Below are 13,810 nucleotides of genomic sequence, written 5' to 3' on the forward strand. Positions count from 1 at the left end.
ACGGCCGACGGGAACAGAAGAACGGCGGCACCCGGTCGATGGACCGGATACCGCCGTTCGGGCGGAGCCGCGATCAGAAGTTGATCATGTGCCCGGCGAGGCCGTGGATCGCCTCCTGGAGGGCTTCGCTCAGCGTCGGGTGGGTGTGCACGTTACGGGTCAGCTCGTTGACCGTGAGATCCCATTTCTGGGCCAGGGTCAGCTCGGGCAGCAGCTCGGAGACGTCCGGGCCGATGAGGTGGCCGCCGAGCAGTTCGCCGTACTTGTTGTCGGAGATCAGCTTGACGAAACCGGTCGGGTCGCCGAGGCCGTGCGCCTTGCCGTTGGCGGTGAACGGGAACGTCGCGACGTTCACGTCGTAGCCCTCGTCGCGGGCCTGCGCTTCGGTGAGTCCGAAACTGGCGACCTGCGGCTGACAGAACGTGGCGCGCGGCATCATCCGGTAGTCGCCGAGGGTGACGGTGGGAGCGCCCGCGATGGTTTCGGCGGCGACGACACCCTGGGCCTCCGCGACGTGCGCGAGCTGAAGTTTCGCGGTGACGTCACCGATCGCGTAGATATTGCCCACATTGGTGCGCATATTGTCGTCGATCGCGATGGCGCCGCGGTCGGTCAGCGCGACACCGGTGTTCTCCAGGCCGTAGCCCTCGACCCGCGGCGCGAAGCCGACGGCCTGCAACACCTTGTCGACGGTGACGGTCTCGACATTGCCGGACTTGTTGTCCTTGATCGCGACGGTGACCTTCGAGCCGTCGTCGTCGATCGACTGCACGGCCGCACCGGTGGTGATGGTGACACCGAGCTTCTTGTACTGCTTGGTGATCTCCTTGGAGACGTCGACGTCCTCGTTCGGCAGCGCCCGGTCGAGGAATTCCACGATGCGCACGTCGACGCCGTAGTTCTTCAGGACGTAGGCGAATTCCATGCCGATCGCGCCCGCGCCGACGATGAGGATCGAGCCGGGCAGGTCGCGGGTGAGGATCTGCTCCTCGTAGGTCACCACGTTGGCGCTGAGCGAGGTGCCCGGCAGCAGTTTGGTAACGGTGCCGGTCGCGATGATCACGTTGTCGAACGTGAGGGTCTCGGTGCCGCCCTTGCTGAGCTCGACCGAGATCGTGTTCGCGTCGGTGAAGGTGCCCTTCCCGTCGAACTCCTCGATCTTGTTCTTCTTCATCAGGAAGTGGACGCCCTTGACGCGGCCGTCCGCGACCTTGCGGCTGCGGTCGAACGCGACGCCGAAGTCGAAACTCGCCTCACCGGAGATACCGAAGGTCTTGGCCTCCTTGGTGAAGATATGGGCCAGCTCGGCGTTGCGGAGCAGCGCCTTCGACGGGATGCAGCCCACGTTCAGGCACACACCGCCCCAGTATTTCTGCTCGACAATCGCTGTTCGCAGGCCGAGTTGAGCGGCGCGGATCGCAGCGACGTAACCGCCGGGACCAGCACCGAGAACGACGACATCGTAGTGGGAAGTCACGACAACGAGCCTAACTCCGCCACGTGAACTTCACCGAGCGTGCCCCCGCAATGGTGAGCACGCGCGGCGCGTACCGCTCAGTCGCGCCACACCCGCGCGGCCACCCGGGAGAAATTCCCACCGAAGACCTTCGCCCGGTCGGCCGCGTCGAATCCGCGTTCGACCAGCAGTTCGTCCAGGCCGGGCACGCCGCCGGTGCCGAGCAGATCCTCCGGCGGCACCCATTGCAGCGGGCCGAACCGGGTGTAGTCCTCGGAGAAATTCTGCGGATTCGCCCTGATCTCGGCATTGAAATCGTCGGCGTCGAACGAGTAGTCCGACCCGACCCCGATATGGTCGATTCCCACCAGGTCCGCGCCGTATTCGATATGCCGTGCCATCGCCGCGACCCGGGCCGCCCGGTCGGATTCGGCATTGTGACCGAGAAATATCCCGACGCCGTTGATCCCGATCACACCGCCGGTCCGCGCGCAGGCCAGCGCCTGTTCGTCGGTGATATTGCGGGGATGCGGCCACAACGCGGCGAAATTCGAATGGCTGTAGATCATCGGCACGGTGGTGAGTTCGGCCATATCCAGGCCGCTGTGCCGCGAACAGTGCGATCCGTCGACGAACATGCCGATGTCGTTGAGGGTGCGGACCAGGTCGCGGCCGTAGCCGGTCAGCCCGGTGTCGTCGGTGTCGAGGCAGCCGCATCCCGCCGCGTTGGCGTGGTTGTAGGTGGCGGCGAGCGAGCGCACGCCGAGTTCGTAGAACATCGCCACATTGTCGAGATTTCCGCCCAGCGGCCCGGAATCCTCCAGGTCGAATGCCAGCGCCAACGCGCTGGTGGATTCGGCGATATCGGAATGGCGGCGCACCAGCCGGAAACGGTCGTCGACGAGCGCTTCCGCGCGGAAAAGGCGCACCATCGACAACGCGTCGGCGGTCGTTTGCGGGGCGTATCCCACATTCACCGACAGATACGAACCCGCCGGATAACGCGCGAGATCGGCGATCCGTGCCGAGAGCGACATCGGCAGGCAGCAATGCTGTTCCCACAGGAATACAGGCACGGTCGGCTCCTGTTCGATCGGATCGGAAATCCGATCCTACGGAGCACCGGCACCGCGTTCCTGTCGACTCTCGGCCAGAATGTCGACATGACAGAGCCGAATGCGACCGACCCGTACCTCTGGCTGGAACAGGTGACCGACGAGCGCGCCCTCGACTGGGCACGCGCGCACAACGAGGTGGTGGTGACGCAGTTCGCCGGATCGGACCGGTTCAGCGATCTGGAACGCCGGATCCTTGACATGCTCGACACCGATACCAAGATCGCGTACCCGGCCCGGCGCGGCCGCTGGCTCTACAACTTCTGGCGCGACGCCGACCATCCGCGCGGTCTGTGGCGGCGCACCTCCTTCGAGGAGTACGCGAAGCAGTCACCTCGGTGGGGTGTTCTCATCGACGTGGACGCGCTCGCGGAGGCCGAATCGGAGAACTGGGTGTGGGGCGGCGCTGCGGTGCTGCGGCCCGAGCAGTCGCGCGCGCTCATCAGCCTGTCGCGGGGCGGGGCCGACGCCAAGGTGGTCCGGGAATTCGATATGGAACGGCTCGCGTTCATCGACAAGGCCGACGGCGGTTTCGAACTACCGGAGGCCAAATCGGAACTGCGCTGGATCGATATCGATTCGGTGTACGTCGGCACCGATTTCGGACCGGGATCGCTGACCGACTCCGGGTACCCCCGGATCGCCAAGCGCTGGCATCGCGGCACCGAATTGGATTCAGCGGAAACGATTTTCGAGGGCGAACCGGGCGACGTCGCGGTGTCGGCCGGATACGACAGGACGCCGGGTTATGAGCGGCACTACGTCGGGCGCGCCACCGATTTCTTCAACGAGGAGGTTTACCTCGTCGAGGAGGACGGCACGTTGCGCCTGCTCGACATCCCGACCGACGCGAGCGAATCCTGGTACAAGGACTGGTTGCTGATCCGGCTGAAATCGCCGTGGGAGATCGGCGACCGAACCTATCCCGCGGGCGCGCTGCTCGCCACCGATTTCGAGCGATTCCTTTCCGGTGAAAGGGATTTCGACATCGTCTTCACCCCGGACGCGCATACCTCACTGCACGGCTACGGCTGGACCGAGAATCATCTGATGCTCATCACCCTCGAGGATGTGCAGACCAAACTCTATGTCGTCACCCCGTCCGCCGACGGCTGGCTGCGCGAGCCGCTGGCCGACACCCCGCCGATGGCGACCACCAGCGTGATGAACCTCGACCCGCTGGAGAGCGGCGACGAATTCATGCTCACCACCAGCGGATTCACCAACCCGGCGACCCTGCTCTCCAGTGCCGTCGGTGGCGACACCCGGCTGCTCAAACAGGAACCAGGTTTCTTCGACGCGTCCGGGATCGAGACCGAACAGTTCTTCGCACGCTCCGACGACGGAACGATGGTGCCGTACTTCGTGATCCGGCACCGGGATCTGCGCGGCACGCCGGGCCCGACGATCATGTCCGGCTACGGCGGCTTCGAAGTCTCGCGCACGCCCGCCTACAGCGGCGCGTCCGGTATGGGCTGGCTCGAACGCGGCGGCACCTGGGTGACGACCAATATCCGCGGTGGCGGCGAATACGGCCCGCAGTGGCACACCTGCGTGCAGAAGGCCAACCGGCACAAGGTGTACGAGGATTTCTCCTCGATCGCCGCGGATCTGGTCACCCGAGGAATCACCACCCCCGAGCAACTCGGCGCGGTCGGCGGCAGTAACGGCGGACTGCTCATGGGTGTCATGCTGACCCGCTATCCACACCTGTTCGGCGCGATCGTCTGCCAGGTGCCGCTGCTGGACATGAAGCGCTACCACCTGCTGCTCGCGGGGGCGTCGTGGGTGGCCGAATACGGCGATCCCGACAAGCCGGAGGAATGGAAGTACATCGCCGAATACTCGCCGTACCAGAACGTTCGCGGCGACGCGAAGTACCCGCCGATCCTGATCACCACTTCCACCCGAGACGATCGCGTGCATCCCGGCCATGCCCGCAAGATGACCGCGCTGCTGGAGGAGCTGGGTCATACCGTCTGGTACCACGAGAATATCGAGGGCGGCCACGGAGGCGCGGCGGACAACAAGCAGTCCGCTTTCCAGGCGGGCCTGATCTACGAATTCTTCACCCAGCAACTGACCGAACGCGACTGAACGGGCTGCGCGGCCGCTGTGCTCAGCGGTCGCGCAACCACTTCTCGATCCGGTCGACGGTGGAATCCGGGTCGGGAATCCAGCCGTTGTGGCCGAGCCGCTGCGGCTGGTGCCAGGTGCTGATCTCCGCGTTCGGCAGTTTCGCCAGCAGGTGTTCGGCCGAGCGCGGCGGTGTCAGTTCGTCACCGGTCATGGTGATGGACAGGACGGGCAGTTTCAGGCGCGCGATCCGCTCCTCGTAGTCCATATCCGCGCCGACCGGGACGAAGCGGCCGGTGCGGGCCAGCCGCGCCCAATCCGAGATCAGCACCTTGGACTGGGGACCGAAGCCGCCCACCGTGATTCGGTCACCCGGCCAGAAACCCGCGAGGTTGGCCGTCAGCGCGGCCGCCGTGGTGCCCACGAGCATGCCCGGCCCGAAGACACCGGGGTAGCCGCGGTAATACGGTGTCCCCGAGGCGATGAGCACGAGCCCGCCGAGTCTGCCTCGGATCCGTGAGGCGTACATGACGGCCAGTTGACCGCCCATGCTGTGTCCGAGCAGGTACGGGGTGCTCGACGGGAACCGGCCGCGCACCACCTCGAATATCGCCGGGAAATCGACCGAGACCAGTTCGTGGTAGCCGTAGGCGCTGGACGGATTCGGCTTCGGCCTGCTGTCGCCGTTACCGCGCAATTCCCCGATCGCGACGTCGAAACCACGGTTGGCGAGATGGCGGCCGAAGGTCTCGTAGTACGCGCCGGGGACGCCGAGGCCGGGCACGACGACGACCACCGGCCGTGGCGCGTCCGGCGTCACGGGATGACGGTGCGCACCCCCCGCGGGCAGTAACCGCACCGGGATGGTGCTGCCGTCCGGCACCTGGATCGGAACAGTCTCCATGCGGCGCCACGCTACCGCGCGCCGATCCGATCAGGCGCCGACCGCACCCATGATCACCCGGCTGAGCACCGAGATCATCTCGTCCAACGGCGGGCGCGGATCCGAACCGCTCCACGAGTCGACGACGTAGTTGACCGCGCCGATCACCGCGAGCACCCGCATCTCGTAATCGCCGGTGGGGATCTCGCCGTGCATCGCCGCGTCCTCGGCGGCGCTGGCCAGCAGCGAACCCCAGACTCTTCGCAGTTCCAGCCGGAACTTCTCCACCTTGGGTCCGGCGCCGACCACTTCGACGAGTGCGACCCGCGCTTTACGCGGATCGGCTCCGATGGATGTGACATAGGCCCGCACCGCGGCGTCGATGAGTTCGAGCGACGTCGCGTCGGCCTTCTTCTCCAACGCGACGGTGACCGCCTCGCGCGATTCCTTGTCGATCTGTTCGTACAGTTCGAGTAGGAGTGATTCGCGCCCGGTGAACTCCTCGTAGAACTGGCGCGAGGAGAGCCCGGCGTCCTTACAGATGGCGCCCACCGAACTGTTGGCGTAGCCGTCGCGTGCGAAGACCGTGAGGCCCGATTCCAGAAAACGCGCACGCCGCTGACGTTGCCGGTCCTCTACGGGTTGCCCGGCATACATTCGTCCCGTATTCGCATCCTGTGACATTGAGGCAGACAATACCGAAGCGCGCGATGCCCTCGTCATGTATCGGCGCCTTCGCTTCGACGCCGAACCGCCACAATGTTTGCCGAAAGTTGTCTACTGGATTGCCGATCAGACGCCCGTGGTGGAATCTGACCGAATCGGGACCGAAATCGACTGATAAAAGTGGCCTTGTGCTGCATCATCGCCAGGATCATTGCTGCGCCTGTGAAATTCACCGACTGGTAGCCGAAATCGCACCATTGCCCACACTACGGTGGTTGGGCGCGGAAAGTTCGCAGGCGGACTCCGACGGACGCGCCACCGCGTCCCGTCACGCTGTCACCGCGGGTGCGCGCGCCCCGCTCGGCGCGACCGGTTCACGAGTACCGGCAGGTCACGTGGCGGGCAGTGCCTCGGCCGGGCCCGGGTCCGCCGCGGCCGAGCGCGCCAGGGCGAGCGTCGCCGCCACCATGGTCGCGAGCGCGATCACCAACGCGACGAGGTGGTCGCGATCGATATCCAGGTATTCGTCGAGCAGCAGCACCCCGAGGGTCGCCGCGAGCACCGGCTCGGCCACCGTCGCGGCGGGCAGCGAGGCCTGGAGGTCGCCCGCGTGATAGGCGTTCTGCTGCAAGGTGACAGCCGTCAGGCCCACCACCACCAGCGCGTACGGAACCGGCGAGGTGAGCAGTTCGGCCGCGCCGTCACCGATCAGCGCCACCGTGCTCTTGGTCAGCACCGCCGCCACCGCGAACATCGTTCCCGAGGCCAATCCGAGCAACAGCGCCCGGCGGTGGCCGGAACCGCCGCGCGCCGCGAACAGACAGATCAGCAGCAGCGGTACCCCGATCGCCGCGGTGACCGCCCAATGCGACGGGGCGACATGCTGTTTGCCCTGCCTGGGATCGCCGACCACCACGAAGACCACGATCGAGAAGACGAGCGCCCCCGCCCATACCCACTCCGCGCGCCGCACCGAGCGCCCGGCGAACGCGGCGGCCAACGGCAGCGCGAACAGCAGCGAGGTCACCAGCAGCGATTGCACGAGCAGCACCGAACCGCGTCCGAGCGCCAGCGCCTGGAAGACGTACCCGCCCGCACCCACCGCCGTGCCCAGCCACCAGTTCGGCCGCCGCACCAGACTGCCGATCACCCCGAACCGACCCAACCGCCCCTCGGGCAGCCGCGCGGCCTCACGCTGCCGGGAAACCGCGCTCATCGCCACGCACAGCGCCGCTACCAGCGCGAAACCGATGGCAGGTAGATGCATCATGCAGGCAGGCTACCCAGTAGCGACCGTGTCGGCGGCCCGGTGACTCCGGATGGCTCGCGGTCGAGTCGCGCCGCCGGTGGACCACCCCGCCGCCGGTTCGACACCGCGCCATCAGCTGGACATCACGCCCGCCGGATGAACACCCCGCCACCGGTCGACACCGCACCGCCGTTCGGATACCGTGCCACCGACCGACTACGGGCGCGTGCGGAACTCGTCGAACACCGGTGTCGGCAAGGTGAGCTGGGCGTGGACATCGCCACCGAAGCCGAGCCGGCCGACCGCGCCGCCGTAGCTGCGCTGATAGCTGTGCCAGAGCACGACCACGCCGACCACGCGGTTCGAGTCGGGCAGCGCCGGATCCGGGAACGGATTCGGCAGGTCGGCTCGATAGGCGGCGACACCGTCGGTATCGGTGACGAAGGTGTTCGGCACACCGAGCGGTCCGGGTCGGCTCGGCGCGTCCGGATCGCGGTCCCAGGCCCGCCACACCATCACCGTGTACAGCGAATTCGGGATCAAACCGTCGAATTCGAAACGGAATTCGCCGCGCCGCTGGTCGTCGGACACCGAGACGTCGAGGCGGCCTCGGGCTGCGAGCCACGCGGCGAGCGTGATCGGCTCGGTGATCTTCCAGCCGTCCTGGGCGCGCAGATGCGGAACCGGGACGCTGTGCAGCGGATAGCTCGGCCGCGTCGGTGGGACGGGTGCGGCGTCGGGCGCGAGGACCACCGGATAGTTGTCGGCGGGCAGCGGAACCGGCAGGGTGTGCAGCACCAGCGCGCCGTCGGCGTCGGAAAGCCGCTCCGGCAGTTCACGCACCACCCGATACGGCGAGATCTCCCCGAATTCGGGAAGCGGGCTGTCGGCCCCGACGACGGCGCGCCCCCAGTCGCTGCGCACCGAACCGTCGGGCGCGGAGGCCGGTATCCAGCCGACGACGAGGAAATTGCCGTCCGTGTCGAAGACCGTGCTCGGCGGATACGGCAGCGCCTGCGTGGTCGGCGTGAGGTCGTACCGTTTCGTCACCATACGAAACCCACCCGCTCGACGTTGCGCACCCACGAACCCTTCCGTACCACCGACTCGAACCCCGCCGCGTCCACACCTGATCGGCCGCGTGGCCGAAAGTTATGTCGGCGCAGCGCGATAGGACAAGGTTTTCGACCAGCGTGGAGATAATCCTCGCGTCGAGGAGAACGCGCAGGTCGTCCCCGAGCGATACCGCCGACAGGCCGAGACGACGGCTCCGGGTACGACGGGCCCGCTGACCGCAACGTCGCGCTGATCGGGCGCCACCACCGGCGAGTCGACAGTCGAGGACAGAGACAGATCTCGCGTGGAGCCTTCCCATACCGGCACACCGGCACCGCGGCGAGCGTCGGCGTCGGCGTCGGCGTCGGCGTCGGCGTCGGCGTCGGCGTCGGCGTCGGCGAGAGAATTCACGGGCGATCGATCGCGGGAGCGTTGCCGCCTCCCGCTCCGTCGCGCCCCGTTCGTCCACGCGGCGACTCGCAGACGAATTTACCGCGCGCGCGGTAACCGGCCTTTCGCCGGAATCACGGCGGTTCGCAACGTCGTCCGGACTCGCCCCAGAGCGCGCGCACCGCACGGACCAGCGACAATACGTTCCCCACCACGCCGAACCGGCCTCGGCGACGAACGTTCTCCCGCACCGTCGTCGAATCGAGCGAAGTCCGCGCGGGAGGAAATCCGGGTGCTGCGGTAGCGACCAGCCGTCCGGTGGCATACGCTTCGCGCGGATTGAAAGCCGCCTTGTGGAGGGACTATTGGCCACTCCGAACTTGACGGAGCACGACGTGGGCGAGACCGGAGAACGACGCACGGTCCCGCCGACACAGCTGGTCCACCTGATGTCGGAATATTTGAGACTCGGTGCGCACCGTCAGACATTTCTGGCCGCGCCCGCCGCGAGCGATCCCGTGCTGCGCGGATTCGGCATCGTGGCAGGCGGATTCGGCGTGCTCGGCGTCATCTGCGTCACCGTCGGTGCGATCGCGGGCGGAATCGCCACCGCCTTGGTCGCGCTGATCCCCGGCGCGCTGGCACTGTGGCGCGGGAACCACAATCGTCGTAATCGGGCGGCCCGCCTGGACCTATTCGATTTTGGTATGACCGTTTATCGGACCGGTGAGCAGGTCCAGGGATTCCGGTGGGACAGTGCGGAAGTGCGTCAGAAGGTGATCACCTTCCAGAGCGGAACCCCGACGGAGTATTCGCTGGAGATGACCGGACCGGGCGGCGAGCACGCGGTCTTCGACGATGTCCTGTTCGCCGACGGACAGGAATGGGGCAGGACGATCCAGTCGGCCATCACCGGCACCCAACTCCCCGCCTCGGTCACCGCCATCGATGCGGGCGAGACGGTCCACTTCGGCGATATCGCACTGCATCTGGACGCCCTGAGCTTCCGGGGACAGACCTTCCCCTGGGAACAGATCCAGCTGATCGACGCGCGCAGTGGACTGGTCAGGATCAAGGTCGACGGTCGCTGGCATTCGCTGGTCCCGGTGGCGGCGATCCCGAATTTCTACATCTTCAACGAACTCGCGGAACGTCTGCGGGTCACGCCGTTCGACTGATCTCCTTCCCACCGCATCCGGCATCCGTCCGCGGACACGGGTGAGCACCTAGTGTGTGGCGCATGCTGAAAGCGCTGCTCTACGGATCGGCGACGGCCGCCCCGCTCATCGTGGGAGCCGCCGTCGGATTGCGCTGGACACTGCCGAAACAGCTGCTCGCGACATTGATGGCGTTCGGCGCGGGCACCATGATCGCCGCCGTCTCCTCGGAACTGTTCGAACCCGCGTTCCACCGCACCGGAGCACTCGTCGCCGGTCTGGCGCTGTTCCTCGGCGCGGGTGTCTACGTCGTCGCCAACCACCTCATCGAAACCCGACTCGGCCCCGCCGCCATCGGCTGGGCATTGATGCTCGGCACGATCCTGGACGGCATCCCCGAGAACACCGCGCTCGGCGTCTCCCTCAGCACCGGCGGCGGACTCGTGCTCGTGGTCGCCGTCGCGGTCGGCAATGTTCCCGAGGCCATCGGCGGGGCCGCCCTGATGCGCGACGACCACGGCTTGTCCCACCGCCGCTCCTTCGCCCTCTGGACCACGACCGGACTCATCCTGATATTCGTGACCGTCCTCGGGAACGCGCTGTCCGACAATCTCTCCGACGCCCAGATCAGCACCGTGCAGGCCTTCGCCGGCGGCGCGACCATCGCCGTACTCGCCGACTCCCTCATGCCGGAGGCCTACCGCGAGGGCGGCTGGTGGGTCGGCATGGCCACCGCCGCCGGATTCCTCATCGCCTTCGTCCTGCAAGGCTGAACCGACCGTCTCCCTCGAGCGGGAGGTAGGCGATGCGCTATCCGCCGGAGATCACCCGACGGCTGCGAAGTACCCCGGAGCAGATGCGAGCCGCCTGGGTCGACGGAAGTCCGCCGCCGCCGCAACCCATCGTCCTCGTGCCCTACGACCCGCGCTGGCCGGAACTGTTCGACGAACAAGCCGAAACGATCCGCCGCGCCCTGGCAGGCCGAGCCCTCACGATCGAACACGTCGGCAGCACCGCCGTTCCCAGCCTCGCCGCCAAACCCATCATCGACATCGACCTCATCGTCACCGATTCCGGCGACGAACCCGCCTACGTGCCCGACCTCGAACGTGCAGGCTACCGGCTCGTCCTGCGGGAACCGCACTGGCACGAATACCGCGTGCTCACGCGCGCTGCCCCCGCCGTCAACCTGCACGTCTTCGGACCGAACGCCCCGGAACACCTCCGTCACATGATCTTTCGCGACCGGCTGCGGAACCATCCGGAGGATCGCGATTTGTACCGGGCCGTCAAACAGGCGCTCGCCGTGAGTACGGCCGGATCGCCGGGCGAGTACAACCTGTCGAAGAACACCGTCATCGACGAAATCTACGGTCGCGCATTCGGTCTGGACGACGCGTGATCGTTCGCTTCCGTCGTGTGATTCCAGCCCCCGATGCGGGGGTAGCCGCCGACATGGGGAGGAAGAACCGTTCGGGTCGCTAAGGGTGGATCGGATATAGTCGCTGAAACGATCGAGGCCTACATGAAGGTGGGGGTGGCCATGCGAGCGGTGACTGGCGCGACGCTATTGGCGGCGGTGCTGGCGGTGGCGGGGTGCTCAACGACGAGTGATGGCACGGCCGGGCCGGCGAGTACGTCGGCAGCCGAACATTCCATCGCCGAGGATGTGCCCAGCGGGTTCAAACCATGCACGGACATTCCTCAGGCGGTACTGGACTCTGAGGGGCTGCACCGGAATGACAGTCCGACCAGCAGAGATGAAACAACACGAGGCAAGGTCAAGTGGCGTGGCTGTCGTTGGGTCGTATCCGACGGATACACAGCCACGATCAGTGCCACGAACCTGACTCTCGCTATGGTGCGCGATAAGCATTTCCCCGGGGAGCGTGAGATCACCATCAACGATCGCTCAGTCCTGATCACTCACCAGGCCGCCGACACCACAGGTCGAGAAAACTGCGTGCTGAATGCCCAGATGCAGGGCGGGAGTCTCGAACTCACGATCGGCAACCCGTCCGGAACATCGCCGAAGACCCGACATCTGAACGCGTGCGACATTGGTCAGACCCTGGCGGGGAAGGTGGTCCCCCTCATACCGGTCGGGGCATAAGTTTTCGTAAGTAGTGAAATATGGGGAGGGATTCAAGGAATGGCGGAGAAGCCGATGCAGACCTTGATCGACACGGCCAAGTCAGGCCAGTTGTCGGTATCGTTCAACAACGACGTCTATGTCAATGCCGAAGAGTTCGTCTACATCGACCGCGACTGCCAGGCAATGAAAGACCAAATCAAGGACCTCCAGAGTATGGCAGAGGGCATCTCGAACCGTGAGACTTGGGGATTGGGCGAGGGCGCCGCATGGATCAGGTCCGCCAAGATCCTGGTCGGCACATTCCGATCCAAAGCCAAAGGCTCCGCTGACGGTAACGACGTCCACGCCATCTTGCAGCAGCACTGGGAAATCATCGACAGCATCCAGCAACTGCATAAAGAGATCGCGCAGCGATATCAGCAGGCCGATACCGACTTCGCCGCCCGCTACAACGAGCTGATGGCCACCCTCCCGCAAGGTTTCCAGGGGCAGAAATGACCTTCGAATACGAGAAGTCGAAAATCGCCGCGCAAAGCGCCACCGACAACGCTTCGAGCCAATCCCACATCGTGCTCAAGAACACGTTCGATCCCTTGGTCACCGACCCCGCCGCCGAGTCGAAGGCGGACTACGCCAAGATCGCCGAGGGCTGGGAGTACAGCGTGCAGATCTTCGCCGCCCGTATCAAACGCTCCAGCGAATCAGCCTGGAGCGGCACGGCGGCCACCACCGCGCAGCAGTCGATCTCCGACTACGCCACCGACGCGTTGAACCTCACCCCCGCGCTGAGAGAACTCAGTACCCGCGTCGACGAGGCGCTCACCGCTGTGATCAATACCAAACGGGATATCGTCCCGTACTCCGACGATCCACAGAGCTGGTGGAACCCGGGTGACTGGTTCGACGGCAACCCCGAAGCCGACGCCGAGGAACTCGCTCGCAAGGTCGTCCAAGAGAAATACATAAATCCGATCGCCCAGACCGATCACAGCATTCCGGTACTGCCGATACCCAAGGATCCGACGAACCCGTCGGGCGATCCGGGCGGCACCCCCGGTAGCGGCACCCCGTCGACCGGCAGCCCATCCACCGGTAGCCCCACGACCGGTACTCCGACCGGTACAACCCCCGCTGCCGCGAACCCGAATTCCAACGATCCGTCGACGAATCCGCAGTCCAGCGGTAACACCCCGTCGTCCAACAATCCGACGACCGGTACCCCGACGACGGGCACACCGACGGGAACGAACCCGGCCGGGACGAACCCCGCGGCCACCAACGTCCCCACCACCAACGTCCCGAAGACCAACAGCCCCACCGGTACCCCGAGAACGGGCACGCCGGGCTCGGGCAGCCCCGGTTCGGGCAGCCCGTCCGGCACCTCCCCGGGTGCGGGCAGATCGGTTACCGGTACCCCGACATCCAAGGGGACCAGCGGCGGAAGTGGTGGGAGCAGCGGCAAATCGACCGGCACCAGCAGCGGACGCAACGGCACGCCGGGTATGGGCGGCATGGGTAACCGTGGTGGCAAAGGCGATGACGACGACGAGCACAAGATCCCGGACTATCTGATCCAGGACCGTGAGACCGAACTGCTCGGCGTGCAGCCGCGCGTGCTGCCGCCGGGCGGAGTCATCGGCGGATAGGCCCGTCTCCTCGGCGAACAC

The 13,810-nt window shown here is 66.1% G+C and carries 14 protein-coding genes; 7 read left to right on the top strand and 7 right to left on the bottom strand.

Features of this window, described 5'->3' with window-relative positions; genetic code table 11:
- Nucleotides 1-73 precede the first annotated feature (73 nt).
- Together lpdA and OG225_RS31640 are read right to left on the bottom strand one after the other, a co-directional pair.
- Nucleotides 74-1,477, bottom strand: a complete 1,404-nt coding sequence (gene lpdA, locus OG225_RS31635) for a dihydrolipoyl dehydrogenase (RefSeq protein ID WP_216914393.1) — start codon at nucleotides 1,475-1,477, stop codon at nucleotides 74-76.
- Nucleotides 1,478-1,554: 77 nt separating this feature from the next.
- The gene (locus OG225_RS31640) at nucleotides 1,555-2,532 is read right to left on the bottom strand and encodes a dipeptidase (RefSeq protein ID WP_405178522.1); all 978 of its coding nucleotides are present in this window, start codon (nucleotides 2,530-2,532) and stop codon (nucleotides 1,555-1,557) included.
- 87 nt (nucleotides 2,533-2,619) lie between these two features.
- Between OG225_RS31640 and OG225_RS31645 the strand changes: the two genes are divergently transcribed.
- On the top strand, nucleotides 2,620-4,668 hold the full coding sequence (locus OG225_RS31645; RefSeq protein WP_405178523.1) for a prolyl oligopeptidase family protein: 2,049 nt from the start codon (nucleotides 2,620-2,622) through the stop codon (nucleotides 4,666-4,668).
- 22 nt (nucleotides 4,669-4,690) lie between these two features.
- On the opposite strand, the gene OG225_RS31650 is transcribed toward OG225_RS31645, so the two are convergent.
- From OG225_RS31650 to OG225_RS31670, 5 genes are all read right to left on the bottom strand, one after another.
- On the bottom strand, nucleotides 4,691-5,551 hold the full coding sequence (locus OG225_RS31650; protein WP_216914397.1) for an alpha/beta fold hydrolase: 861 nt from the start codon (nucleotides 5,549-5,551) through the stop codon (nucleotides 4,691-4,693).
- Between the two features lie 30 nt (nucleotides 5,552-5,581).
- A complete protein-coding gene (locus OG225_RS31655; protein ID WP_232840166.1) occupies nucleotides 5,582-6,214 on the bottom strand; it encodes a TetR/AcrR family transcriptional regulator in 633 nt (210 codons plus the stop codon).
- A gap of 373 nt (nucleotides 6,215-6,587) precedes the next feature.
- On the bottom strand, nucleotides 6,588-7,466 hold the full coding sequence (locus OG225_RS31660; protein WP_405178524.1) for a DMT family transporter: 879 nt from the start codon (nucleotides 7,464-7,466) through the stop codon (nucleotides 6,588-6,590).
- Between the two features lie 195 nt (nucleotides 7,467-7,661).
- Nucleotides 7,662-8,498, bottom strand: a complete 837-nt coding sequence (locus tag OG225_RS31665) for a hypothetical protein (protein ID WP_405178525.1) — start codon at nucleotides 8,496-8,498, stop codon at nucleotides 7,662-7,664.
- 99 nt (nucleotides 8,499-8,597) lie between these two features.
- The gene (locus tag OG225_RS31670) at nucleotides 8,598-8,912 is read right to left on the bottom strand and encodes a hypothetical protein (protein ID WP_405178526.1); all 315 of its coding nucleotides are present in this window, start codon (nucleotides 8,910-8,912) and stop codon (nucleotides 8,598-8,600) included.
- A 374-nt stretch (nucleotides 8,913-9,286) separates the two neighbouring features.
- Between OG225_RS31670 and OG225_RS31675 the strand changes: the two genes are divergently transcribed.
- The 6 genes from OG225_RS31675 to OG225_RS31700 all read left to right on the top strand — a co-directional run bounded on the left by OG225_RS31675 (nucleotide 9,287) and on the right by OG225_RS31700 (nucleotide 13,789).
- Entirely contained in the window at nucleotides 9,287-10,069 is a 783-nt protein-coding gene (locus OG225_RS31675; protein ID WP_405178527.1) for a DUF6585 family protein, read from the top strand.
- 62 nt (nucleotides 10,070-10,131) lie between these two features.
- Nucleotides 10,132-10,821: a ZIP family metal transporter gene (locus tag OG225_RS31680; protein ID WP_405178528.1), complete on the top strand. Its 690-nt coding sequence runs from the start codon at nucleotides 10,132-10,134 to the stop codon at nucleotides 10,819-10,821.
- Between the two features lie 32 nt (nucleotides 10,822-10,853).
- On the top strand, nucleotides 10,854-11,450 hold the full coding sequence (locus tag OG225_RS31685) for a GrpB family protein (RefSeq protein WP_405178529.1): 597 nt from the start codon (nucleotides 10,854-10,856) through the stop codon (nucleotides 11,448-11,450).
- A gap of 123 nt (nucleotides 11,451-11,573) precedes the next feature.
- Nucleotides 11,574-12,161, top strand: a complete 588-nt coding sequence (locus OG225_RS31690; protein WP_405178530.1) for a DUF3558 domain-containing protein — start codon at nucleotides 11,574-11,576, stop codon at nucleotides 12,159-12,161.
- A 39-nt stretch (nucleotides 12,162-12,200) separates the two neighbouring features.
- A complete protein-coding gene (locus OG225_RS31695; RefSeq protein ID WP_405178531.1) occupies nucleotides 12,201-12,641 on the top strand; it encodes a hypothetical protein in 441 nt (146 codons plus the stop codon).
- Nucleotides 12,638-13,789 carry a hypothetical protein gene (locus OG225_RS31700; RefSeq protein WP_405178532.1) on the top strand — a complete coding sequence of 384 codons (1,152 nt, stop codon included), beginning with the start codon at nucleotides 12,638-12,640 and terminating at the stop codon, nucleotides 13,787-13,789. The genes OG225_RS31695 and OG225_RS31700 overlap by 4 nt, the downstream gene beginning before the upstream one ends.
- Nucleotides 13,790-13,810: the final 21 nt, after the last annotated feature.

Source organism: Nocardia sp. NBC_01377, assembly GCF_045040005.1.
Classification (GTDB): Bacteria; Actinomycetota; Actinomycetes; order Mycobacteriales; family Mycobacteriaceae; genus Nocardia; species Nocardia noduli.